At 69.2% G+C, this 23,766-nt stretch carries 19 protein-coding genes; 15 read left to right on the top strand and 4 right to left on the bottom strand.

The genetic code is table 11. The annotated features are described in order from the left end of the window. Window positions 1–253 precede the first annotated feature (253 nt). From ACWD0F_RS34210 to ACWD0F_RS34200, 3 genes are all read left to right on the top strand, one after another. The gene (locus tag ACWD0F_RS34210; protein ID WP_449883113.1) at window positions 254–1,570 is read left to right on the top strand and encodes a YcaO-like family protein; all 1,317 of its coding nucleotides are present in this window, start codon (window positions 254–256) and stop codon (window positions 1,568–1,570) included. Window positions 1,571–1,696: 126 nt separating this feature from the next. After that, window positions 1,697–2,911 carry a S8 family peptidase gene (locus ACWD0F_RS34205; protein WP_449883110.1) on the top strand — a complete coding sequence of 405 codons (1,215 nt, stop codon included), beginning with the start codon at window positions 1,697–1,699 and terminating at the stop codon, window positions 2,909–2,911. Window positions 2,912–2,989: 78 nt separating this feature from the next. Beyond that, window positions 2,990–3,937: a ferritin-like domain-containing protein gene (locus ACWD0F_RS34200; RefSeq protein WP_449883108.1), complete on the top strand. Its 948-nt coding sequence runs from the start codon at window positions 2,990–2,992 to the stop codon at window positions 3,935–3,937. A 19-nt stretch (window positions 3,938–3,956) separates the two neighbouring features. Here the strand turns inward: ACWD0F_RS34200 and ACWD0F_RS34195 are convergent, their stop codons facing one another. Together ACWD0F_RS34195 and ACWD0F_RS34190 are read right to left on the bottom strand one after the other, a co-directional pair. Continuing rightward, entirely contained in the window at window positions 3,957–4,817 is an 861-nt protein-coding gene (locus ACWD0F_RS34195; RefSeq protein ID WP_449883105.1) for a TRADD-N-associated membrane domain-containing protein, read from the bottom strand. A gap of 425 nt (window positions 4,818–5,242) precedes the next feature. After that, on the bottom strand, window positions 5,243–6,364 hold the full coding sequence (locus ACWD0F_RS34190; RefSeq protein WP_449883103.1) for an FAD-dependent oxidoreductase: 1,122 nt from the start codon (window positions 6,362–6,364) through the stop codon (window positions 5,243–5,245). 225 nt (window positions 6,365–6,589) lie between these two features. Here ACWD0F_RS34190 and ACWD0F_RS34185 point away from each other — a divergent pair, with 225 nt between their 5' ends. The 3 genes from ACWD0F_RS34185 (at window position 6,590) to ACWD0F_RS34175 (ending at window position 11,210) form a co-directional block, all read left to right on the top strand. Further along, a complete protein-coding gene (locus ACWD0F_RS34185) occupies window positions 6,590–8,200 on the top strand; it encodes a thiamine pyrophosphate-binding protein (protein WP_449883100.1) in 1,611 nt (536 codons plus the stop codon). 425 nt (window positions 8,201–8,625) lie between these two features. Continuing rightward, window positions 8,626–9,987, top strand: a complete 1,362-nt coding sequence (locus ACWD0F_RS34180; protein ID WP_449883097.1) for an MFS transporter — start codon at window positions 8,626–8,628, stop codon at window positions 9,985–9,987. A gap of 23 nt (window positions 9,988–10,010) precedes the next feature. After that, a complete protein-coding gene (locus ACWD0F_RS34175; protein ID WP_449883094.1) occupies window positions 10,011–11,210 on the top strand; it encodes an NAD(P)/FAD-dependent oxidoreductase in 1,200 nt (399 codons plus the stop codon). A 183-nt stretch (window positions 11,211–11,393) separates the two neighbouring features. On the opposite strand, the gene ACWD0F_RS34170 is transcribed toward ACWD0F_RS34175, so the two are convergent. Then, window positions 11,394–12,353, bottom strand: a complete 960-nt coding sequence (locus tag ACWD0F_RS34170) for a LysR substrate-binding domain-containing protein (protein ID WP_449883091.1) — start codon at window positions 12,351–12,353, stop codon at window positions 11,394–11,396. A gap of 143 nt (window positions 12,354–12,496) precedes the next feature. Here ACWD0F_RS34170 and ACWD0F_RS34165 point away from each other — a divergent pair, with 143 nt between their 5' ends. The 9 genes from ACWD0F_RS34165 to ACWD0F_RS34125 all read left to right on the top strand — a co-directional run bounded on the left by ACWD0F_RS34165 (window position 12,497) and on the right by ACWD0F_RS34125 (window position 20,611). Continuing rightward, complete coding sequence (locus ACWD0F_RS34165; protein ID WP_449883089.1) at window positions 12,497–13,930, top strand: 2-hydroxymuconic semialdehyde dehydrogenase; 1,434 nt, start codon at window positions 12,497–12,499, stop codon at window positions 13,928–13,930. Window positions 13,931–13,938: 8 nt separating this feature from the next. Next, a complete protein-coding gene (locus ACWD0F_RS34160) occupies window positions 13,939–14,748 on the top strand; it encodes a 2-keto-4-pentenoate hydratase (protein WP_449883086.1) in 810 nt (269 codons plus the stop codon). Beyond that, entirely contained in the window at window positions 14,745–15,482 is a 738-nt protein-coding gene (locus ACWD0F_RS34155) for a 2-keto-4-pentenoate hydratase (RefSeq protein ID WP_449883083.1), read from the top strand. The genes ACWD0F_RS34160 and ACWD0F_RS34155 overlap by 4 nt, the downstream gene beginning before the upstream one ends. After that, entirely contained in the window at window positions 15,479–15,904 is a 426-nt protein-coding gene (locus ACWD0F_RS34150; protein WP_449883080.1) for a RidA family protein, read from the top strand. Before ACWD0F_RS34155 ends, ACWD0F_RS34150 begins: the two co-directional genes overlap by 4 nt. Next, a complete protein-coding gene (locus tag ACWD0F_RS34145; RefSeq protein ID WP_449883078.1) occupies window positions 15,901–16,443 on the top strand; it encodes a 3-hydroxyanthranilate 3,4-dioxygenase in 543 nt (180 codons plus the stop codon). The genes ACWD0F_RS34150 and ACWD0F_RS34145 overlap by 4 nt, the downstream gene beginning before the upstream one ends. 2 nt (window positions 16,444–16,445) lie before the next feature. After that, window positions 16,446–17,423: an amidohydrolase family protein gene (locus ACWD0F_RS34140; RefSeq protein ID WP_449883075.1), complete on the top strand. Its 978-nt coding sequence runs from the start codon at window positions 16,446–16,448 to the stop codon at window positions 17,421–17,423. After that, window positions 17,420–18,610 carry a carboxylesterase family protein gene (locus tag ACWD0F_RS34135; protein WP_449883074.1) on the top strand — a complete coding sequence of 397 codons (1,191 nt, stop codon included), beginning with the start codon at window positions 17,420–17,422 and terminating at the stop codon, window positions 18,608–18,610. Before ACWD0F_RS34140 ends, ACWD0F_RS34135 begins: the two co-directional genes overlap by 4 nt. Window positions 18,611–18,743: 133 nt before the next feature. After that, the gene (locus ACWD0F_RS34130; protein ID WP_449883071.1) at window positions 18,744–18,869 is read left to right on the top strand and encodes a hypothetical protein; all 126 of its coding nucleotides are present in this window, start codon (window positions 18,744–18,746) and stop codon (window positions 18,867–18,869) included. Then, the gene (locus ACWD0F_RS34125) at window positions 18,860–20,611 is read left to right on the top strand and encodes a tetratricopeptide repeat protein (RefSeq protein ID WP_449883069.1); all 1,752 of its coding nucleotides are present in this window, start codon (window positions 18,860–18,862) and stop codon (window positions 20,609–20,611) included. Before ACWD0F_RS34130 ends, ACWD0F_RS34125 begins: the two co-directional genes overlap by 10 nt. 119 nt (window positions 20,612–20,730) lie before the next feature. Here the strand turns inward: ACWD0F_RS34125 and ACWD0F_RS34120 are convergent, their stop codons facing one another. Further along, window positions 20,731–23,676 (bottom strand): DUF6351 family protein, encoded by a 2,946-nt coding sequence (locus tag ACWD0F_RS34120; RefSeq protein WP_449883066.1) that lies wholly within the window; start codon window positions 23,674–23,676, stop codon window positions 20,731–20,733. Between the last annotated feature and the right edge of the window lie 90 nt (window positions 23,677–23,766).

Genomic DNA, 23,766 nt, shown 5'->3' with positions numbered 1-23,766 from the left:
AATCTGCCGCTTCAGGAGTTCCGCACAATCTCACACTAAATATGCATGTATCGGAGAAGGGATGTCCAGAGGCGGCGGATTGAGTTGACCGCGATTTGACTTGTTGGAGGAATCTGCGTGCACAATGCCGCTGAAGCGATATTACGTGAATGAAAGTACTTCCACCGTATTCCGGGTTTTTCCGATATTTCTGGGCCGGGGTTTACGATTGTTGAGCCAGGCGAAGGAGGAGTCCGATGGAAAATGTCGTGCGATGACGAGCAGTACCAGGGCGGGCCGGGCGTTCGGCGTGGCGGAGCGGGCGGTGCCGCCGGCGGAGGCCGCGAGGCGCGCGGCGGCGGCACTGGCCGCACTGGGCCTGCGGGCGCGCTTCGCGGACGCGGGCGCCGGCCGTGATCCCACCGCCTGGTGGTGCGGGTTGTACGGCGACGCACAGGACGCCTCCCCCCTCATCACGTGCGGGATGGGAAAGGGGTGGCAGGAGGAGGCCCGTCTGGGGGCGCTGTTCGAGGCCATCGAGCACTACCTGACCGGCCCTGCCGGGTTCGACCTCTCGGCCGTGCGGCCGGCCGCGCCGGCCGTGATCGCCGCCGGGCCACTGGGCGAGGACGCCTGCGGGTTGCTGCTGTCCCGGATGCCCGGCCGGCGGATGGCCTGCCTGCGCTATCGCGCACTCTCCGGAAGCGGCGAGAGGCTGATGCCGATGTTCCTGTCCGCCCCCTGGTACGTCGAGACCGGCGCCGCGGGGCTGCGCGAGCTGGCAGGAGACGACTGCGACTACGCCCACCTGATGCGCTACAGCAGCAACAGCGGCTCGGCCGTCGGCGTCACCTCGGCCGAGGCGCTGTTGCACGCGCTCAACGAGGCCATCGAGCGGGACGCCCTGTCGCTGCTCCTGGTGCGGGCCTTCCTGGCCGAAGGGGGCGCCGGAGAGCCGCTGCGGCCCGCGCTGATCGACCCGGACACGCTTCCTCCTGACCTCGCGCGGGCGCACGCCACGGCGGAAGAGCTGACCGGATCGCCGGTGCACCTGCTGGACATCACCAGTGACCTCGGGGTGCCGACCATGCTGGCGTACACGGCCCCCACCGCCCGCCAGCGGCACCGGCGCGGCACCGGGACCTCGCTGAGCCCGGCCTACGCCGCCTGGCGCGGACTGACCGAGCTCGTGCAGACCACGCTGGGCGAGCGCCTGTCGTCTCCCGCGGCCCCGGCGCACGGTGACCCGGCCGCGTTGGCGGCGCATCCCGCGCTGCACGCGTGCTGGCGGTTCGATCTCACCGGCGTCCTGCGACGGGCGCGCGTGGTGCCCTTCCCCCAGGCGGCCGAGGCGGCCGGGACTCCCGGCGGCCAGTTGCGCATCGTGGCCGCGAGCTTGCGGTCACGGGGCTTGACGGCCTACTGCCGCACGGTACGCGTGCTCGCCGGCGGGGTCACCGCCGTGCACGTGATCGTGCCGCCGCTGGAGCGGTTCATGCTGGTCACCGAGGGCAACCTCGTCGTCCCCGGCCGCCGGGGGCGACTGGCCGCGACTGCGCACACCGTCCAGGGGCCGTCGATCGAAAGGTGAGCGCGGCAGAGCGTTCCTTGGCCGTTTCTCCATCGTCGCTTGGGCACGAGCCGAGGAACGCGCGGGCAGTGACCCGTGTGACAAGCGTCCCCAAGGGACGGCGGGAATCGGGGGAGGGGAAGGCCAGTGGGCGAGAGATACAGCGTGCTGCGCGACATGAGCGGCGTGCGCACGGCCAGTCCGTTCGAATCGACGCGGTCCGGAAGGCTCGCGCCGTCCTTGGTCCCCGCCGGCGGTGAACCGCACGTGGAGGTCGTCGAACTCGGCAAACGCGAACTGCGCGACGTGGCCAGGGACCCCGAGGTGCGTGCGGTGGCGCCGGTCATGCCGACCGTGCTCATCCGGCCGATGGAGAACGGCACGGACGGCCGGGCGGAGGCCGCGGCGGCGGCCGGCACGACCACGTGGGGCGTCAAGGCGGTAGGTGCCGACGTCTCGCCGCGCACGGGCGCGGACGTCATCGTGGCCGTCCTGGACACCGGCATCGACGCCACCCACCCCGCCTTCACCGGCGTGACCCTCATGCAGGAGGACTTCAGCGGCTCGGGCATGGGCGACAAGCAGGGCCACGGCACCCACTGCGCCGGCACCATCTTCGGCAGGGCGGTCGACGGCACGCGCATCGGCGTCGCGCCCGGCATCACCCGGGCCCTGATCGGCAAGGTCCTCGCCGATGACGGGAGTGGCGACACCGAAGGGCTGCTGAGGGGCATGCAGTGGGCGCTGCAGCAGGGCGCCCAGGTGATCTCGATGTCCCTGGGGTTCGACTTTCCCGGCATGGTGCAGGGGATGGTCGACAGCGGACGCAAGCCGATCTTCGCCACCTCGCTCGCGCTGGAGGCGTACCGGGCCAACCTGCGGCTCTTCGACGCGCTGATGCAGATGGTCGCCGCCCGCGCGGCCATCGGCGCCGGCACGATCGTGGTGGCCGCCGCGGGGAACGAGAGCGAGCGTCAGAGCGGCCCCGACAACGAGGTCGCGGTGTCGCTGCCCGCGGCCGCCGAGGGCGTCATCGCGGTCGGCGCGCTGGCCCAGTCGTCCACCGGCAACGGCCTGGTCATCGCTCCCTTCTCCAACACCTTCCCGCAGATCAGCGCCCCGGGGGTCGGCGTGGTGTCCGCGCAGGCTGGGGGCGGTCTGCTCGCGCTGAGCGGTACGAGCATGGCGGCGCCGCATGTCGCGGGCGTGACGGCGCTGTGGTGGGAGGAGGTGATGAAGTCGCCGCTGCCGACGACTTCGTCCACCGTCATGGCCCGCCTGCTCGCCGGCGCCGTCGTCAGCGCGCTGGCCTCCGGAGTGGACATCGCCGACCGGGGAGTGGGCCTGGTACGCGTCCCGTGATCGGTGGCATGTCTGACACGACGGAAGCAATCATTCACCACGAACTCAGGAAGCTCGGGTTGTGACATGAGGCCGGTAATGACGGGCACTCCCCAGGTGAAGGCGCTCAGGGAGTACGTTGAGGCGCGCATCCTCTCGCTGGACGATCTCAAGGGCGCGTTGCAGCTCGCGATACAGCTTGAGTTCGCCACGATTCCGCCCTACCTGTGCGCAGAGTGGTCGGTCAAGCATGATCCCGACCAGACCGAGGACGTGTTGCACCAGGTGGTCAGCCAGGAGATGAACCACTTCGCGCTGGCGGGCAACCTGCTGGCGGCGATCGGCGGCACGCCGTCGGTGACCTACCCGGGCTTCCTTCCCGTCTACCCGGCGGGTGAGCTCCCCGGCGGCATCCCCCAGCCGTTGCCGGTCGACCTGAAACCACTGGTCAAGGAGCAGATCGCGGTGTTCATGCAGATCGAGCTCCCGGATTTCCCGCCCGTCGCCCGGTTGGAGACGCCGCCGCCACCGACGATCGGCGCCTTCTACGACACGATCATCGAGACGTTCCGGGAGACCAGCCCTGAGATCGACCCGGACGCCTACGCGGTGGACGTGCCCTTCGCGTCGCCGATCCGGACCGTCGCCGACGCGATCGAAACGATCGACCGGATCAAGAGCGAGGGGGAGGGTGTTCCCGATTCGCCCGACTCGCCCACCGGTGAGCAAACGAGCCACGCGCACTACTACCTGTTCAAGGAGCTGTACGTAGGAAAGCGGCTGATCAAGACCGGTGACGAGTGGAGCTTCACCGGCGCGCCCATCACCTTGCCCGAGGTGTTCGACTTCCAGCCCTCGACAGCGGAGCCGGACCTTTCGCAGAAGTTCCGGAGCGTTCTGACCCGGCTGCTGACCGACTTGGAGTCCTGCTGGACGTCGGGGGCGGAGCCGAACGTGCCGGCGATGTTCGAGCTGAAGACGGTCGGCAAGAAGCTCATCAAACGCGGGGTCCGCCCGGAGTTCACCTGGGCACAGGTGCCGGGCTGACGCGCTCGGCCGGGAGCACTCACATCCGGTTCAGAAAAGGCAGATGCATGCGCCGATGCTGATTATGCCCATTTGTTGGCATGGGTGGCGTGGCGGAAGGTGGTGGCATGCCGCCTGAAGACGACGTGCCCGAAGACATCACGTCGGGCGCGATGATCGTGCGCAGGAGCTCGCCGCTGATCGCGGCACGCTGTTCAGGCTGGAGTGCCATCATCTCGGCGATGAGTCGTTCCGCGGCGAGATAACGAGAGAATTTGACCGGCTGATCGAAATACGCATGCAGGTGGGTGGCCGCGCTCTCCTGGGAACGGATGAAGGTGCGGCCGATGTAGCCGGCCAGCGCCGCTGCGATGGCGCCCAGCACGCCGCTGACGATGGTGGCCTCCAGCTCCTCGGCTTGCACCGCCATGATGGCGAAGGCCAGCAGCAGGATGAATCCTGTGCTGGCCGCGATCTGAGCGTTGCGAAAACTCTGCTGCGCGTGGTCGGTGGCGAGCTCGTGGTAATAGTTCAGCCGTGACTGAGTGGTCGTCCACAGTTTGACGAGTTCCAGGCGGTCCGATCCTCGTAGCGCGATCTCGGCCAAGTGCAGCTCGCGGAGCGCTGCCTCTCTGCGCTGGGCCTTCTCCTTGCGGCGTCGTGCCATGAGTGCGATCGCTATCACGGAAAGAAAGAGTGCCGGAATTCCCACGAATGCTCGGGCGGCGCGGAGATCGCCGCTCTTGATCCAGTCATAGACGCCCAGCATCATCGCCATGACCAATATGGAGATGATCACCGGAAATGCCGTCTCCCTGATCTGCCGCAAAGGGCGCTGAACAGGTTGAGGGCCCGTCGGCCCGGCAGCCGCGGAAGTCTCGGACTTGCGCATGACGTCCATATTCGGATGGTAGCAACCGCAATGGCGGGCGCACCAGGCACTTTTCCCGCATATTATGATGGCGCGTAGATGAATGCCGCTTCAGGTGCGAGCAAGCAAACTTTGCCGCCTCTTGGCGGTCGGGTGGGTCAGCGGAAATGCGTACCATTCAATAAGTTCGCCATGGCCGCCAGTGGGAATCTAGTGTTTCTCGGCTGAGGGATGGAGGTGTGCCCGTGGGTTTTCAAGCGGATTTCCGGACGGCTGAGTCGCTGAACAAGAGCGACCAGGAACTGACCGAAGCGGAGCAGGCACAGCTGGCAGCGCTTCTACGCGCCGCGAGCGCGGCTGCCCCGGCAGGGGGATCGGACTAGCCGCGCAGGGCGGTGTTCTCCTTGAACACCGCCCTGCGCCCGTCCTGGCACCGCGACTGCGCGCCTGCCTGGTCAGGTGTCGATCGACAACCTCGGATCGACCAGGCGCTCGTTGCGCGGGTGGTGGACGTGGAAGTCCGGCATCGGCACCGGCGGTAGCTGGCCGAACGCCCCGGCCAGGTGCCGCACGAGTGTTGTGCACTTGTCGGGATCGAACATCTCGTTGTCGGTAGGCTCGATGGTGCCCCCGACGACGACGCAGTCGTTGCGCGGGAACAGGTACCCGTTCTGGCTGTACAGGTATTCAAGGTTGATCTGCGGCCGCAAGATCGCGAGTTGTCCCCGGTATGAGATCATCTCGGTGTCGTTCCACAACGCCTTCGCGCCGAGCCCGGTGCAATTGATGATGATTTTCTGTGTCAGCGTGAGGACGTCCGCGATGTTGCTGAATCGCCGGTTGATGAACGCGACGCCGCGCGCCCTCAGGTCCCGTTCCAGTCTGGGGATGAAGATCGGCGGCTCGATCAGCAACGTCCGGTACCTGTATCCGGAGATGTTGTGCCCTTCGAACGGCATACGCCGCAGATATTCGCGCTGCGGCAGCAGCCCTGGCACGAGGTCATGCACCACGTCGAGACCCGAGGTGGCATTGAGGCTGTAGTTGTCGACCTCGGAGACGCCGAAGCCTTTGCCGATGCTGGCCTTGAACATCGTGTAGGCGGTCCTGAGGATGTACTGGAACTCCTGCACCTTGCGGAATTCCTTGGAATACTCCAGGATCGACGCGGCCCATTGGCCGCCGGCCTTGTACGACGTGGTCTCGACCGGCTTGCGATCGGAATAGATCGTGACGTTGAGGCCGAGGTCCATCAGCAGCGTGGCGGCGGTCATCCCCATGACGCCGGCGCCGATCACCGCGATCTCCCTTTCGACGATCTGGGTGTCGACCTGGCGTTTGAGGATCATGTCCCGCACCTTGGCGGCGCAGCCCCAGCTCAGTGATATGCCGCCGCCGCCATGACCATAGTTGTGGACGATGAACCTGTCGCCCGCCTCCTGCTCCTCCAGCCGATAGGACCCCCTGCGGTAAGGCCGCAGACCCGCGACGCATGCCCCCGGCCGGTGGGGATCGAAGGCGAAATCCGGGGTCGGCAGATTAGGGAGTGTGCTCGTTACCCGCTCGTCTAGCAACATTCCAGTTCTCCGATGTGGGACTGCTCCTGTGCGGCCAGGCGCTTGGCCATCCGTACGCATACCCCGCACAGCGGGCGAAACTTTCCGCCTTGCGACAACACCCGCCCTGGGGAGGGTCAAGCCTTGGATCCCGCGCATTCGCCGGCCCTGACCCCGGGTAGGCATCCCGGCGGCCGCCTTTCCCGACTGATCTGCCGTACGGCGGGCATGCCCAGGAGCGTCATCGTGCCCTTCACCGTTGCCGACTACATCCTCAAGCGGCTGAGCCAGCAACAGGTCGACACCTTGTTCGGCGTGCCCGCGGCCTTCTGCGCACCGCTGTTCGACGCGGTGAGCACGCACAACATCAAGACGGTCGTGACCGCCGGCGACCTCGAAGCGGGATACGCGGCCGACGGTTACGCGCGTACGAAGGGCCTCGGCGCTGTCGCGGTGGCCAACGGCGTCGGCACGCTCAGCATGATCAACGCCATCGCCGGCGCGTACGTCGAGCGCAGCCCTGTCGTCGTCGTCAACGGCGGCCCGAACGCCGTCAACCTCGACAACCTGAAGAAGTTCGACGTCCTGTTCTCGCATTCGACCGGCCAGCCAGACGGGGACCTGAGCGCGTACCGGCTGGTCACCGCGAGCGCGGCCCGCGCAGAACGGGCCGCCGACGTCCCCGCGCTGGTCGACGACGCGATCTCGACGGCGGTCAGGAGAAAGCGGCCGGTCTACCTCGAGTTCGACCGGGACATCTGGACGGCGACCTGTACGGCTCCCACGGGGGCGTTGTCCGTCACCAACCCGGCGGCGGGCACCGAGCAGCAACTCGCCACGACGATCGTCGGGCTCGTCCGCGCCGCCGCGAAGCCGCTGCTCCTCGTGGGCACGGAGATCCAGCGCTACGGGCTGGCCGACAAGGTGGCCGACCTGATCGCCAAGCTCGGGATCCGCTGGTCGACCCAGGTGCTCGCCAAATCGGTGCTGGCCGAGCAGGGAGACGGCTGGGTCGGGGTCTTCGCCCCGCCGAACACCCAGCCCGCCGCTGTCGCGGAGGCGGACCTGCTCGTGATGCTCGGCTGCGTCTTCCCCAACGGCTACGCCACGCTCGTCCGCACCGGCACCAACCGCATGGTCACCGCATACGACGGCAAGGTGAAGATCAAGAACGGGGCCAAGCAGGACGCGGAGATCGGCGCCCTGGTGACCGCGCTCGTCGCCGAGGCGGCCAACGAGGCACCCGAACGCATACCTGTGGCCGTCGACCCGGCCGTGCCTGCCGCCGCGGGCCCGCTGACCTACAGTCAGGTGTTCAACCGGATCGGTGCCGCGCTGGACACCTCATGGCTCGTCATCCCCGACACCTTCCTCGGGGGCGCCTCAGCGGTGAACCTGCCGGTCAAGGGCCGCGACGCCTTCCTGTGCAGCGCCGTGTGGGCCTCGATCGGCCATTCCGTGGCCGCCGCGGTCGGCGCGTCTTTCGGGTCGAGCCGGCGCCCCCTGGTCATCTGCGGCGACGGCGGCTTCCACATGACCGCCCAGGCACTGTCCACGTTCGTGCGCTACGGCCGGAACCCGGTCGTCGTGGTCATCGACAACGGCATCTACGGCCTGGAGCAGTACATCGTCGACTCGGCCTATTTCAGCAATCCCAGCGTGCAGCCGAAGCCCTATGTCGTGCTCAACCAGTGGGACTTCGTCAAGTTCGCCAACGGCCTCGGCGTCCAGTCCACGCATTCCGTCGACACCGTGGCAGAGCTCGACCAGGCTCTCGCCACCGTCAAGACGTCCAGCCTTCCTGCACTGATCGTGGCGAAGATCAACCCGCGCGGCCTGCCGGTGGAGCTGCCCTGACCCGCACGCCACTGCCCGGGGCCGTTGCGTCGCTCCAGGTCGTCATACCCGTCATCCACGCCACGTAGCAGGCCCCTTACGCTGCTGCCCTCCGCTAGGCTAAAATCTGGACGTTCACTATCCCGATTACCTGCTCAAGGTCGCCGCTCCAGCGCCGTGAGCAGGCACGTCAACGTGATCGCTCCGGTGATGTCCGGTGCGGGACGATCTCCTGTGCCGAGGCCGCGACAAGATCCACCGTCGCTCGCCCTCACTGCGCCGACCGCGTCGACACGTCTCCCGTTATGCAGATCCTGATATACCTCGGCCGGAAAATGCTATTTGACCCGCATAGCGCATGCTCGCACACTGTCACCAATATCCGATCCGGCTGAAAAACGGGGGCGGCAGTCAGTCGCGAGATCGCTTAAGGGAAGGCCACGACAATGTCAGAATCCGTCAGCGTACAGGCTCGGGCCGGGACGCACGCGAAACCGCAGAGAGTCGCGATCGCCAGTCTCATCGGCACGACTCTCGAATGGTACGACTTTTACTTGTACGGGACGGCAGCTGCTTTGGTGTTCAACAAGCAGTTCTTCACCCTGCTCAGCCCGGCCGCTGGAACGCTCGCCGCGTTCGCGACGTTCGCTGTCGGATTCCTGGCCAGGCCGATCGGCGGAATCGTCTTCGGTCATTTCGGTGACCGGATCGGACGAAAGACCATTCTGGTCGTTTCCCTGATGGTCATGGGAATGAGCTCGGCCCTCATCGGAGTTCTGCCCACCTACGCCGAGATCGGCATCTGGGCACCGGTCCTGCTGGTGGCGCTGCGTCTGCTGCAGGGCGCCGCTCTGGGCGGCGAGACGAGTGGCGCCGTCCTCATGTCGGTCGAGCACGCGCCGGGCGGGCGCAGCAACCTGTTCGGCGGTTTCCCGCAGATGGGCGTGCCGGCCGGACTGGTGCTGGCGAACCTGGCCTACTACTTGACGACCTCGCTGTCCTCGGCGGACGCATTCGCCGACTGGGCCTGGCGAGTGCCGTTCTTGATGAGCGCCGTCCTGGTCGCCGTCGGACTGGTGATACGGCTGCGCCTCACGGAATCTCCTTCCTACAGCGCCGCGCGGGAGAACGGCGAGATCATCCGCATGCCGGTCTGGGCGGCGCTCAAGGAGCACTGGGCGCGGATCATCGCCATCGTGCTGATGGTCACGGCCGCTTCGAGTTGTTCGTACGTCTTCACCGTGTTCTCGCTCTCCTACGGCAAGAGCCTCGGGCTGGACGGGGAACTCCTCCTGCTCGGCATCACCTGCGGCAGCCTGGTGTGGCTGGCCTCGATCCCCTTCTGGTCACGCGCCGCCGACACCTACGGACGTCGCAAGATATTCCTTCTGGGGTCGGTGCTGCTGCTGGTCGGGGCGGTCGTCTATTTCCCCATATTCAACATGGGCACAACACTCGCGGTGGCCTCCGCCTTTGCGGTGATGGCACTCACCACCCCCATCTCGCATGCTCTGCAGGGCAGCATCATGGCTGACATCTTTCCCACGGCGATGCGCTACTCCGGCATGGGAATCATTCTCGGACTGGGCTCGCTGATCGGCGGAACAGCTCCGCTCATCGCGAGCATGCTCTTTTCCGCGAACCAGTCGACCACTCTCGTCACCGTTTACATATCGGCGGTGTGCGCGATCAGCCTGATCTCCGCCATCACCTTGTTCCGAATCGCACCCAAAGTCGATCGGGGCCAGTACGTCAGCACGCACGACCCCGTTCCCGAATCGTTTGACCGCGCCGGTTCAGCGAACTGAATCGTGAAGAAAGGAAAACTCTCATGACGGACATCCTTGTGGTCGGTGGTGGTTTCGCCGGGGTGTGGAGCGCCGCGGCGGCCGCCCGGGTTCGTGAGACGAGCGGAGCGGACCTGTCGATCACACTCATCGCTCCTGGCGACGACCTCGTGATGCGACCGCGGCTCTACGAGGCCGACCCGCACGAGTTGAGCGTTCCGCTGCACAGGATTTTGCAGCCGATCGGCGTCGAACACGTTGCCGCCACCGTCTCCGGTATCGACACCGCAAGTCGCACGGTGCGGGCGGACGACCAGAACGGCCGCTCGCACACTTTCGGCTATCAGCGACTGATTCTGGCTGCGGGCAGCACGTTGCGGCAGGCGGACGTCGTCGGTGCCGAGTTCCTCCACAACGTGGACACGCTGCAGGCCGCCGTCGCCCTCGACCGGCACTTGCATGAGCTGCCGGACCACCCTGGCAGCCGCACGGTCGTCGTCGTGGGCGCCGGATTCACCGGCATCGAGGTGGCCACGGAGATGGTGGACAGGCTGGCCGGTCTCTCCGCCCACCGTGAGCGGCCGCGCGTCGTGCTGGTCGAGCGGGCCGACGAGATCGGACCGGAGATGGGGGCCGGGCCACGCCCTGCCATTACCGCCGCTCTGGCCGACCTCGGCGTCGAAGTGCGCCTCGGCCAGGCCGTGACGTCGATCGAGCCGGGTGTCGTCCGGTTCACCGATGGCTCGGAGCTGCCCGCTCACACGGTCGTCTGGACCGCGGGCATGCAGGCGAGTCCGCTGACCGGGCAGATCGAAGGGCGGCGTGACACGCTGGGGCGCCTGTACGTCGATGGGCATCTCGCGGTCCCCGAGGCGCCCGGCGTCTACGCGGCCGGTGACACCGCCGCGGCGGCGGCGGACGCGGGGCACCTGGTGCTGCAGTCCTGCCAGCACGCCATCCCCCTCGGCAAGTACGCGGGGCACAATGCCGTCGCGGACCTGCTCGGGCTGCCGCAGGCCGTTTTCGAAGCGGCGCCGTACGCCACCTGTGTCGATCTCGGCCGGGCCGGCGCGGTGCTCACCAGCGGCTGGGAGCGCACGGTCCAGAGCATCGGTGAGACGGCCAAACAGCGCAAGATGGCCACCAACCGCGAGCGGATCTACCCGCCGGTCGATGATGCCGCGGAGATCCTGCGCGTCGCTGACCTCAGCGTGGGTGTGCGTCCGGCGGGCGCACGCATCTGAGGCCCGCGGCCGTCACCCTGCGGGCTGTCGAAGGTCGAGGTTCAGGAGCGGCGTTGACATCCTCCCCTGCCTGAAGGCGGGAATTCCACCGGCACCTACCCCTGCGCGAGCGGGGGCGGGTGCCGATGAGGTTCGGCGACCCGCCCGTGGACGGCATCTCCCGGCTTCGAGCGGGGCAGGAGGTCAAGGGTGTGGACGCACGCTCCCGGCGGCGTCGGCGCCGTCGAGGCGCTGAGCTTGTTGCTGCAAATAGGACAGCATGGCCTTGCCCGCAGGAGTCAAAGCGCGAGCGCCGGGCAACGTCACCCCCACGGAGCGGCGCACGGACGGCAGGGAGACCGGCAACTCGACGAGCTGGTCATCGTTCCTGACGAACAGCGCCGGCAGCGCGGCGATCATGTCGGTCGCGACGAGCAGCGAGCGGATGGTCAGGATGGACGTGCATTCCGTCCGGTCGCGCGGTAGCGGCAGGTCGTCCTGGAGGAACACCTGCTCCAGCTCCTGACGCAGTGAGGTCTGCTCCAGCGGAAGTATCCAGGGGAAGCCGAGAAGATCGGCCAGGGTGTTCGCCTGTTCGGCTGGATGGCCGACGCGAGCCACGAGCCGTACCGGCTCGTTGTAGAGCGGAATCTGGCGTAGCCCGGAGCGATCGTCGATGGGATTGAGCCGGCCGAGGATGAGATCGATGTCGCCGCCGACCAGTTGGGGCACGAGCGAGTCGAACGTTCCCTCCTTGACGATCACGGTGATCCCCGGCCGGTCGGCCTTGAGCGCGGCGATGGAACGGGGCAGCAACACATTCGTGGCTGTCAGCAGGGTGCCGACGGTGACGGTCCCCGCGTCGCCGTCGGCGAGGCCCGCGATGTGCTCGCTGGCTCTGCGCAGCTCCGCTTGCACAGCGCGGGCGTGGTCGATGAACGCCTCGCCGAACAGGGTGGGGCTGACGCCGCGCGGTCCTCGGAGGAAGAGCTCCACCCCGAGGATCTCCTCCAATTCGCGCAGCCCGCGGGTGACGGCGGGCTGCGCGAGATGCAGATGCTCGGCGGCACGCAGGACGCTGCCGTGATCGGCGATGGAGGTGACGAGTACGAGGTGCCGGAGCTTGAGCCGGCCGCTGAGCAGGTCCAACGGGCGAGTTATCACCGAATCAACATACCTTCTCGGCAGTTCCTGCTTGTTTGACTATAGCTACCGCAGCCGGTTCGGCGCGATATATCAATAGCCATATATCTGATGGCATATCAGGTATTGGACTGTTATCCCTCGCTGTCAGCACAATGGCTGGCATGAAGCCCGCGCACTACGTCAACGGCGTCTTCACGGTGGTGGGGACGCCGTTCCCCCTGCGTTCGCCAGTCGACGGCCACGAGCATTGCACCGTGCCGGAAGCCTCGCGCGAGACCGTGGACGAGGCCGTACACGCCGCCGAAGCCGCCCTCAAGGGCGCATGGGGTCGGACCGACGCCGAACAACGATGCGCCTACCTGCGGAGCATCGCCGACGGCATCGAGGCCAGGTTCGACGAATTCGTCGCGGCCGAGGTCGCCGACACCGGCAAACCGCGAGAGCTCGCCGCCATGGTGGACATCCCGCGCGCGATCGGCAACTTCCGCGCCTACGCCGACCTCGCCTACGGCCGTTCCGAACGTGCCTACCCCATGACCGTCCCCCCATGGAGCGGCAGCGGTCAGGCCCTCAGCTACACCGTGCGCCGCCCGATCGGCGTCGTGGCCGTCATCTCCCCATGGAACCTGCCCCTGCTGCTGCTCACCTGGAAGGTCGCGCCGGCGCTCGCGGCCGGCAACGCCGTCGTGGCGAAGCCGTCGGAGCAGACCCCTTCGACGGCGACCCTGCTGGCCGAGGTGATCGACGCGGTGGGCCTGCCGCCGGGCGCGTTCAACCTCGTGCACGGCCACGGCGCGAACGCGGCGGGGGAGCACCTGACCACGCACCCCGGCGTGGACGCGATCGCCTTCACCGGCGCCTCGGCCACCGGCAGCGCCATCATGCGCAACGCCGCCGCGCACGTCACGCCGCTCTCGTTCGAGTTGGGCGGCAAGAACGCGGCGCTCGTCTTCGCCGACGCCGACCTGGAGCGGGCCGTCGAGGGCACCCTGCGTTCCAGTTTCACTCACTCCGGCCAGATCTGCCTGTGTACCGAGCGCGTCTACGTGCAGCGCCCCATCTTCGACGCTTTCGTGGAGGCGCTGGCCGAGCGGGCCCGCCAATGGGACGACTACGGGCCGATGATCTCGGCCGAGCATCGCGACAAGGTGTTGTCCTACTACCGCTTGGCGGTCGAGGAGGGTGCGACAGTGCTGGCGGGCGGAGGTGCGCCCGTTTTCGGCGACGCCCGCGACGGCGGTTTCTACGTCGAGCCCACCGTCATCACCGGGCTGCCGCAGAGCGCGCGCACGGTTCGCGAAGAGATCTTCGGACCCATCTGCCACGTCGCGCCGTTCGACGACGAGGAGGAAGCGGTCCGGCTGGCCAACGACAGCCCGTACGGGCTGGCCGCCACGGTCTGGACCGAGGACCTGTCGCGAGCCCATCGGGTGGCGCCGCGGATCGAGGCCGGGATCGTCTGGGTGAACTGCTGGAACCTGCGCGACCTGCGCACCCCCTTCGGGGGCGTGAAAGCCTCCGGCATCGGCCGCGAGGGCGGCGAGCACTCCCTCGACTTCTTCTCCGAGCCCGTCAACGTGTGCGTCAAGATATGAGGATCCAGGTGACTTCGGCGACAGACCCGCTGCGGACCGCCGCCACGCGGCTGCTGGAGGCGTACAGTTCCGGCCGGCCCTGCGAGCCGGTCCGTTCGCTGATCGACGGCGTCGAGGCGGCCTACGCCGTGCAGAGCCTGCTGACCGAGCACTGGCTGGGCGAAGGCAGGCGGCTGACCGGGCGCAAGATCGGACTGACCAGTAAGGCCGTGCAGAAGCAACTCGGCGTCGGCTCGCCCGATTTCGGGGCGCTCTTCGCGGACATGGCGGTGCCGGACGGCGAGGAGATCCCCGTCGGCGCGGTGCTGCAGCCGCGCGCCGAGGCGGAGGTCGCGCTCGTACTCGACCGCGACCTGCCCCACGAGCGGCACACGGTCGCCGACGTGATAGCCGCCACCGCGTTCGCGCTGCCCGCCATCGAGGTGGTCGGCAGCCGCATCCGCGAGTGGGACATCACCCTGACCGACACCGTCGCCGACAACGCCTCGGCAGGCGTCTACGTGCTCGGCACGCGTCCGGTTCTGCTGCGCGACCTCGACCTGCGGATGGCCGGAATGGTCGTCGAGCGACGCGGGGAGCAGGTCTCCACCGGTGTCGGGGCGGCCTGCCTCGGCCACCCGCTGCACGCCGCGGTGTGGCTGGCCGACACGCTCGCCGTGCTGGGGCGGCCGCTTCGCGCGGGCGACACCGTGCTGACCGGCGCGCTCGGCCCGGTCGTCCCGGTGCGGCCGGGCGACGTGCTGGAAGCCCGGATCGACGGGCTCGGCGATGTCCGCGCGGCCTTCGCCACCGATGACCACGCCAAGGAGGAAGTGTGAAGGCACTCGCCGAACTTCTGGACGAGGCCGCGCTGAGCGGGCACGCCATCCCCCGGCTGACCGGCGTGACCGACCTCAGCGTGCCGGCCGCCTATGAGGTGCAACGCGCTCTGAACGAGCGGCGGCTGGCTCGCGGTGAAAGCGTCATCGGCGTCAAGATGGGCTTCACCAGCCGCGCCAAGATGCTCCAGATGGGCGTCGACGACGTCATCTGGGGCCTGCTCACCGATGCCATGCTCATCGAGTCACGCCTCGACCTGAGCGGCCTGATCCATCCGCGGATCGAGCCGGAGATCGCCTTCCTGCTCGAGCGGCCGGTACGCACGCCGGCCGACGTGGTCGCCGCCGTCGGCGCCGTGGCCGTGGGCTACGAGGTGCTGGACTCGCGTTATGAGGACTTCAGCTTCACCCTGCCCGACGTCATCGCCGACAACGCCTCGGCCAGCGGCTTCGGCCACGGCCCCTGGCACCGTCCCCGGGACGTCGCCAACCTCGGCCTGATCATGGAGATCGACGGCCGGCCGGTGGCGAGCGGCTCGTCGGCGGCCATCCTCGGAGACCCGCTGCGGTCGCTGACCGCGGCGGCCAGGCTGGCGCACGCCGCCGGCATCGAGCTCCAGCCCGGCTGGATCGTGCTGGCGGGAGCGGCCACGGCCGCCGTCCCGCTTCCCGCCGGCGCCCACGTACGCGTCAGTGCCGCCGGTCTCGGCCACGTGGAGGTGACGACCCGATGAGCGACGCGCTGGTAGTAGCGGGCAAAGCCCGCCCACGCGGCAGATTCCCGCACGTCAAACGGGCCGGCGAGTTCGTGTTCGTCTCCGGCACGAGCTCCCGCCGCCCCGACGGCTCCTTCGTGGGAGCGAGCGCGGACGAGCTGGGCACGCCGACCCTGGACATCCGCGAACAGACCAGAGCGGTGATCGAGAACATCGCCGATCTGCTCGCCGCCGCCGGCGGCGGCCTGTCCGATGCGGTCAGCGTGACCACGTACCTGGTCAACATGAACGACTTCGGCGGCTACAACGAGGTCTACGGCGAGTACTTCGACCAGAGCGGTCCCGCCCGGACGACCGTCGCCGTCCACCAGCTGCCGCACCCGCACCTGCTCATCGAGATTTCCTGCATCGCCCACATACCGCAAAGGAGCCCGCGATGATGCCCCCCTTCAACCTCCACCAGTGGATCGATGAACACCAGGAACTGCTGAAGCCGCCGGTCGGCAACGTGCAGATCTGGGCGGACGCCGACCTCCTGATCACGATCGTCGGCGGGCCCAACCAGCGCACCGACTTCCACGACGACCCGATCGAGGAGTTCTTCTACCAGCTCAAAGGTGACATGGTGCTGCGGGTCATGGAGCAGGAGGGCAAGCCGCCCGTGGACATCCAGATCAGGGAAGGCGATGTCTTCCTGCTGCCTCCCCACGTGCGGCACTCGCCACAGCGGCCGGTCCCCGGCTCGATCGGCCTGGTGGTGGAGTACGCCCGTGCGAAGGGCAATCTGGATGCCTTCGAGTGGTACTGCGTGAACTGTCACCACTTGGTGCACCGCGCCGAGGTGCAGGTGAAGTCGATCGTGGACGACCTGCCGCCGATCTTCCAGGCCTTCTACGAGGGCGAGCGCACGTGCCCGCAGTGCGGGGCCGAGCACCCCGGCAAGGACTGGCCGGAGCATCTGCGACCGAGGGTGCAGTGACGGTGATCGACGTACACGCGCACGTTTTCCCGAGCATTTCGCGGTCGGAGGCCAGGATGCTGGCCGGCGCGGGCGAGCCGTGGCTGCGCGACGGCATGATGATGAGCGGTGAGGACGACTACCGCCCGGTCACGCCGGAACTGTGGGACGCCGGGGCACGCCTGGCCGCCATGGACAGGACCGGTGTGGACATCCAGGTCATCTCCTCGACGCCCCTGCTGTTCGGCTACGCGGCCGACGGCGAACGCGCGGCCGAGTGGTGCTCGATGATCAACGAACGTGTCCTCGCGCACTGCGCGCAGGCCCCCGAGCGGCTGATCCCGCTGTGCCAGGTGCCGTTGCAGGACCTGGGCCTGGCCGTCGAGACGCTCGTGGCGGCCAAGGCCGCCGGGCACCGGGGCGTGCACATCGGCAACCACGTCGGCGCGCGCAACCTGGACGACCGCGACATCCTGGCATTCCTTGAGCGCTGCGCGCACGAGGACATGCCGGTGCTCGTGCATCCCTGGGACATGCTCGGTGCCGACCGCATGCGTGGCCACATGCTGCCGTGGCTGGTCGGCATGGCGGCCGAGACGCAGCTGAGCATCATGTCCCTCATACTGTCGGGCGCGTTCGAGGCGCTGCCGCGATCGTTGCGCTTGTGCTTCTGCCATGGCGGCGGCAGCTTCGCCTTCCTGCTGGGGCGGGCCGACAACGCCTGGCACCAGCGTGACATCGTCCGCGCGGACTCGCCCCGGCCGCCGTCGGCGTACACCGACCGGTTCTACGTCGACTCGGCGGTGTTCGATCCGCGGGCCCTGCGGTTGCTCGTCGAGGTGATGGGCGCGGAACGGGTGATGCTCGGCACCGACTTCCCCTTCCCGCTCGGGGAGCAGGAGCCGGGATCAGTGGTCGGGGCCTGCCCGGAACTGGATGACGCCGAGCGGGCCGCCATCCTGGGTGGCAACGCCGCCGCCTTCCTGGGGCTGCGGGCATGAGCCTGGCGGACACGCATCTGGGCCTGCTCCGCGGCGCTCGCACCGACGGGGTGAGCGTGTTCAAGGGGGTCCGCTACGCCGCTCCCGCGCGCCGGTTCACCCCGCCGCGACCGGCCCTGCCCTGGCGGGGTGTGCAGGACGCCCGAGCACCCGGCCCGCCCGCCTCCCAGCAGCCGGGCCGGATGGCCTGGGTGCCCGGCCTGGAGATCGACCCGGACTCCGGCGACGAGGACTGCCTGTACCTGAACATCTGGACGCCGTCCTGCGACGGGCGGCGACCGGTGCTGGTGTTCCTGCACGGCGGTGCTTTCGTCTTCGGCTCCGGAGCACAGCCGATGTACGACGGTGCCGCGCTCGCCCGCCACCACGGCCTGGTCGTGGTGACCGTCAACTACCGGCTGGGCCTGCCCGGGTTCTGGTACGGCGACGGCGTTCCCGCCAACCTCGGGCTGCGCGACCAGATCGCCGCGCTGGAATGGGTACGCGACGGGATCACCGCCTTCGGCGGAGATCCCGGCCACGTCACCCTGGCCGGCCATTCCGCGGGTGGGACGTCCGTGCTGGCCCTGATGACCTGCGCGCCACGAGGGCTGTTCGCCAGGGCCGCGGCGATGAGCCCGGTGCCCCACGGCTTCCGCACCCCTGCCCAGGCCACCGCCTGGATGGGGGCGGCACGGGCGAGCGTCGGCGCGGACCCCTTCCTGGCGCCGATCGCCGGCCTGCTGGCCGCCGAGACCGCCGCGGCGCAGGCCGGCGCGCACGCCGGCGGCCTGCTGCCGGTGGCGCCCGTCGTGGACGGAGACCTGCTCCGCGTGCACCCCATGGACGCCATCCGCTCGGGCGACGTGGCCCCGATGCCGCTCCTGGTGACCACGACGACCGAGGAAACGAGATTGTTCACCGCCATCGGCCGGCCTGGCCTGGACACCGAGGAGATCTTCAGTGAGCCCGCCGGCGAGATCGTCAGGCTGCACCGGGGCGAAGCGGAGCACCTGGTGTGCCGTCACCGCTCACCGATGAGCCACGGCGGGATCGCGCTGGGGGCCTGCCACCTCGTGGACGTGCCCCTCTACTTCGGCACCCATGGCAGCCCACTCACGGGATCGGGCCCGCAGGTGGATCAACTGGCGCAGTCGATGAGCACCGAGTTCGCCCGGTTCTGCCGTGGCGAAAAGGAGAAGGACTGAGCAGAGCCAACATCGGCACCGACCTGATGATCAAGGTGATCAGGACCTCGCGGACGCTGGAGGTCGCGGACATGGCCGTGGTACAGAACATCTGAGATCACGGACGGTCTACTTATTTCGGAAATGCCGGATTATGCTCTGGGGCATCCTGAAGTTGATCATCCGGGAGGCGCCCATGAAGAAGATGACCATCCGCCGCAAGAGCACGCAGCGCCTGATGTCCAGTGCCCGCCGCATCTGGTTCGAGTGGTGCTGGTAGGTGCCGAGACGGGCGGGCGCTCCCGGGTGCCCGCCCCTGCGCTCTTCGGTGCGGCCGCGACCCGCTTCGACTGCCATCGCGGGCACGGGCCCTACGCCGGGGTCGCCGATTTTCTCGCCGCGATCGCCGCGGACCGTCCACGGCTGGCGGCCCGCCATCAGGTCGAGCTGTCCGCGATCGCCCCCTGGCTCGACCGTACGGTGCGGCCGGCCGCCGAGGAGGAGCCGATCAGGTTCCACCCCGCCCAGCGCACCGCCTGTCTGGCGTACGGCGCGGCGGAGTTCGCGGCCTCCTGGGCCGGCACCCTTCGCCGCCCGGTCACCGTCACCTTCGACCACGTCGCGAACGCCGACGAGACCACCGCCGAACTGCTGGACACCCTGCTCCCTCGGATCGCCGCCACCCTGCTGCGCCTGGACCTGCGCGACGACGGCCCCGCCGAACCCGCGCCGCTCCCCACGGCTCCGGACGCCGTCCGCGCCGCCCTCGGCGACAGCCTGGCCCGCGGCTTCTACCACCACGCGGCCCGCGTCGCCGCCCACGGACGGGCCATCGTCACCCCCGGCGGCGACCTGCGGCAGTGGTGGGCCTGCACCACCGGCCTGGCCACCGCCCTGGCGGCGCTGGAGCGCGCCGGCGAGGCACTTGAGCTCTACGACGAGGCACGCGCGGCCACCGGCGACCCGAAGATCAACATGTCCGCCGCGTACTCCACCGCCATGTTGTACGCCCGCCACCTCTCGCCCGCCGGCCAGGACCCGGCACGGGCGCGGCACTGGCTGGAACAGGCACTCCGCCTGGCCGAAGGCATGGACGACCCGCGGCACCAGGTGATCTCCACCGTCTTCTACGAGCAGGGCCTGGCCCTGCTGGACGCCAGAGCCGGCGCGCCCGCCCAGGCGCTGCGGCTGATCGACGACGGGCTGGCCAGGCTGGCGGCGGTGCTGGCGCCGGGCGAGCACCCGCAACACCTGGCCCGCCTGCGCCACAACCGCGCGCAGGTGCACCTGGCTCTCGGCGACCCGGAACAGGCCCTGGCCGACCTCGACACCGTGATCGCCCACGATCCGGGCAACAGCGAGTACTACGTGGACCGGGCCGCCCTGCATCGGGCGGCCGGTCGTACCCGGTCCGCGATCAAGGACTACGGCACCGCCATCCGCCTGGGACCGCATCTGCCCGAGGCCTACTACAACCGCGCCGTGCTGCACCTGGAACGCGGCCGCGACGAGCGGGCTCGCGAGGACCTGGAGCACGCGCTCGCCATCGACCCGGGCCACCTCGACGCCCGGATCGCCCTGGTCAACGCCCACCTGGAGCGCGGCGCGCTCGACGCGGCCGAACGGGACGCGCTGGCCGGGCTCGCGCTGGCTCCCCAGGAGCCCGCGCTGCTGTGCACGCTCGGCCTGGTCCGCTCCGAGCGCGGCGAACCGGCCGAGGACCTGTTCACCCAGGCCCTGGAGGGTGATCGGACGCTGGTCGAGGCGTGGACCAACCGCGCCGCCGTCCGCTTCGAACGCGGTGCGGTGACCGCCGCCGTAGCCGACCTGGACCAGGCGGTGGCCCTGTCGTCGGCGCCCGAGCCGCGCTACAACCGGGGCACCGCGCTGGCCCGGCTCGGCCGCTGGGAGGAGGCGGCCCGCGACTTCACCGACGCGCTCGCCCAGCCCGGCCTGGACCGCGCTCTGCGCCGTGACATCCGCGCCGAGCTGGCCCGCTGCCACCGCGCCCGGTCCGGCTGAACGCGTCCCCCAAACGAGCGAGTGGCGGAGCACCGAGGTGCTCCGCCACTCGCCCTGCCAGGTGACCTGGCCCTATAAGCCTCATGCGAACCCATGCGGGCCTAGAGCCGCCGGAATTGTCAGAAACGCTGCCAGGTGTTCTTCGTGCGGTGCTGGGACACCCCGGGCTTGGAGTAGTCGCACACCCCCTGCGGGAAGATCGTCCGCAGCCGTTCCCACTGCTCGTCGGTCCACTGCGCCGCGTAATCGTCGCGCTTCGGCTGGGTCAGCCGGCACGTGATGATGTCGGCGGTGACGTCCTCGCCCGCCACCTCCCGGGGGAAGGACGCGGTCGGGTACATCCGCTCGCACTCGCTCGCCGGATCGCGCTCAAGGGTCTCGGCCACGAACCGCGGCTTCTCGTCGCGGGTGTTGCAGCCCTCGACCAGGGTCTTCGGCCGCGCGGTGGTGATCCGCTCGATCGGCTTGCCGCCGGGGCGGACGCCGGCGAGGTTCGTCAGCCAGTGGTCCATCTGGGTCAGGGCGTGCCGCACCAGCGAGCTCTCGGTGCTGAACAGCCCGTATCGGGCGTCCTCCAGCAGGCTGACCTGGTTGGCCGCGGTGCCGTTGGCCTCCTTCAGCCGTTCCCGCATGGAGAAGGTGTTGAAGCGGACGTGGATGTCGCCCCAGGACACGTCGTCCCAGTACGAGCGGTAGTCGATGATCGGCGTCCGGGCCAGCCCGCGACCGCCGCTGATCACCCGGCCGGTGCGGTAGGCGATCTTGGTCGCCTCCGGGTCGGCCTTCGTCCGCTGCGGCACGACGTTCGCGTCGGCGTCGAGGCCGCCGATGTGCTCGTTGAGGTCGAGGAACTGCTCCGGCGTGATGCCCCCGTCCTTCAGGGCGCCGAGCCCGTACTGGATGCCGACGTTGTCCAGCGGCCTGCGGGCGAAGCCGGTGGCCGGGTCGGTGCCGTAGATGTTGATCATGTGGTCGTAGAGGTCGCAGCGGACGCCGGCCGGGTTGGCGGCCGGGTTGTAGCGCTGCTGCTCGGGGACGATGTCACAGTCCTGCCGCGGGTCGATCCGGTTGGCGCCCCGCGACATGGCGGACACCATGGCCGCGGTCGCGAAGCCGGAGGCCCCGCGCTTCTGCTCGTCCGTCCACGGAAGCGTGGTGCCGGAGGTGAAGTAGGTGTCGAGCAGCCGCGCGTCGGTGAGGTAGTTGACCGTGCTGATGCCGACCTCGGGGAACGAGCAGCCGACGACGATGCCGTCGAAGATGCCCGGGTAGTTGTCGGCGATCTGGTGGGCCTGGTACGACCCGCCCGAGCAGCCGTAGCCGATCGTGTGCTCGACCGGCCCGTGCCGCTCGACGAACAGCTCCTTCGTCATCATCGCCGACTCGGCCGCCGTGACGTCGTTGCAGTTGTTGCCGAAGACGTTCAGCGAGGACGACATCAGCGCGAACCCGCGGCCGAGCATGAACGCGTCGGTGACGGTGCCGGTGCCGCTGCCCGACCGGTACCACCCGGCCGCGCAGCCGCCGCCGAGGGTGAACACGGCCCGGCCGTTCCAGCCGGCGGGACGCACCGTGGGGGACGGCGCCGGCTCGGCCAGCGGGTCGTGCAGCATGCTCATCTGGACCACCGCGCGGTTGGCGGTGGCCGTCTCCATCCGGACGATGAACTTGGCCGGGACGCCGAGCGAGGTCGTCGTGGTGGCCAGGTCGGCTGGGTAGGCGGTGGCGCCGGCCGGCCATTTCTTGTACGCGTCGGCGGTGGTCCGGTAGAAGTAGTCGACCCGGGGGGCGATGGTGCAGTTCGCGTCGAGCGGCTCGCCGAGCCTGCCGCCGATCACCGGGATCGCGAACGCCGCGGTCTCGCAGGCGAACGGCTGCTCGTGCGGGCCGGAGAACACCGGGCCCTGCGCGGGGTGGTCGACCAGCGTGATCGAGGCGTGCGGCCGGTGGGGCGCCTGCGCGGTGACCTCGACCGTGTTCTTGCCTTCACGCAGCCCGGTCACCAGCCCGACGAGCTCGCCGGTGCCCGGCCCGGTCTGGAAGGCGGGCGTGACGTCGGTCTCGCCGTTCAACGTCACCTGGAGGCTCTCGCGCGGGACCGCGCGGGGCAGCTCGATCCGGAGCAGCGAGTCGCCGCCGGTCGCCATGTCGGCCCGGCCGGAGATCGCGGAGATCCGGAGCTCGTCCGGCGCCGACTCGTCCGGCTTGGCGGTCACGGTGACCGTGACGGTCGCGGTCGAGCGCTCGGAGTCGTCGCCGACCTCGTAGGTGAAGGTGTCGACGCCGACGTACCCGGAATCGGGGTGGTAGCGGAACGACCCGTCCGCGGACGTCGTCAGGGTGCCGTGGGCCGGCTCGGACCACGCCGCCACCGCGGGCGTGACGTCGCTGGGGAAGGTGTCGTTGCCGAGCACGCCGGGCGCGTCGGCGACCAGGTCGGTCCCCTCCGTGACGGTGCGGAAGTCGTCGGCGGCGGCGGGGTGCGGCGTGGGCGGTCCCTCACCGGGTGCCCGGACGACCACCTCGTACAGGCGGGCCGCGTTCGTGCTGTGCCGCGACTTCTTCGTGATCACCAGACGGAGCGTGTCGGTCACGAGGTCGGTGCTGAACGTGACCACCGGCTCGGTGTTGTCGACCGCGGATCCGACGCTCACCCAGCCGTCATCGGTCTGGGCCTCGACGGTGAAGTCCACCAGGACCGTGTCGGCGAAGGGGCTGGGCCAGCCGGAACCGCTGTAGATCCCGACCGTGCCGACCCGGGTCTTGGCCGGGAACTTGATCGTCAGCGTGGGGGTGGCTTCGGTGGCCGACGACATCCAGCGGGAGGACTCCGCGCACAGGCCGTCGACGGCGTTCTTCGCGCTGTAACTGGAGCTGAAGGTGGAGGACGCCGTGACGGTCGCCCCCATCGCCCGGTGGCCGGTGCATTCGATGTCCGTTGCCTGGGCGGCGTTCTGCGTGGTGGTCTCGGCCGACAGCGGTGCGGCAGCCAGCTGGCCCGCTGCCAGCAGGGCGGTGGTCAGCAGCGCGATGACCGAGGACCTCAGGTGCATCCTCGCGGACACGACGTCTCCTCGTCTGGAGGTGGGGGGTGGGGATAAGGAGCGGCGGGGGGGGGGCGCGCCCCCGGGGGGGGGGGGGGGGGGGGCGCCGGC

It is taken from the genome of Nonomuraea sp. NPDC002799 (assembly GCF_053592075.1).
The sequence above is the reverse complement of the archived record's forward strand: the minus strand, read 5'-3'. Positions and strand labels throughout refer to the sequence as shown.

Bases quoted from the DNA above. Each gene is read 5' to 3' on its own strand.
- ACWD0F_RS34180 (WP_449883097.1), top strand. From the start codon at position 8,626: ATGTCAGAATCCGTCAGCGTACAGGCTCGGGCCGGGACGCACGCGAAA.
- ACWD0F_RS34190 (WP_449883103.1), bottom strand. From the start codon at position 6,364: ATGTTGCTAGACGAGCGGGTAACGAGCACACTCCCTAATCTGCCGACC.
- ACWD0F_RS34175 (WP_449883094.1), top strand. From the start codon at position 10,011: ATGACGGACATCCTTGTGGTCGGTGGTGGTTTCGCCGGGGTGTGGAGC.
- ACWD0F_RS34135 (WP_449883074.1), top strand. From the start codon at position 17,420: ATGAGCCTGGCGGACACGCATCTGGGCCTGCTCCGCGGCGCTCGCACC.
- ACWD0F_RS34200 (WP_449883108.1), top strand. From the start codon at position 2,990: ATGACGGGCACTCCCCAGGTGAAGGCGCTCAGGGAGTACGTTGAGGCG.
- ACWD0F_RS34195 (WP_449883105.1), bottom strand. From the start codon at position 4,817: ATGGACGTCATGCGCAAGTCCGAGACTTCCGCGGCTGCCGGGCCGACG.
- ACWD0F_RS34210 (WP_449883113.1), top strand. From the start codon at position 254: ATGACGAGCAGTACCAGGGCGGGCCGGGCGTTCGGCGTGGCGGAGCGG.
- ACWD0F_RS34165 (WP_449883089.1), top strand. From the start codon at position 12,497: ATGAAGCCCGCGCACTACGTCAACGGCGTCTTCACGGTGGTGGGGACG.
- ACWD0F_RS34130 (WP_449883071.1), top strand. From the start codon at position 18,744: ATGCTCTGGGGCATCCTGAAGTTGATCATCCGGGAGGCGCCCATGAAG.
- ACWD0F_RS34145 (WP_449883078.1), top strand. From the start codon at position 15,901: ATGATGCCCCCCTTCAACCTCCACCAGTGGATCGATGAACACCAGGAA.
- ACWD0F_RS34150 (WP_449883080.1), top strand. From the start codon at position 15,479: ATGAGCGACGCGCTGGTAGTAGCGGGCAAAGCCCGCCCACGCGGCAGA.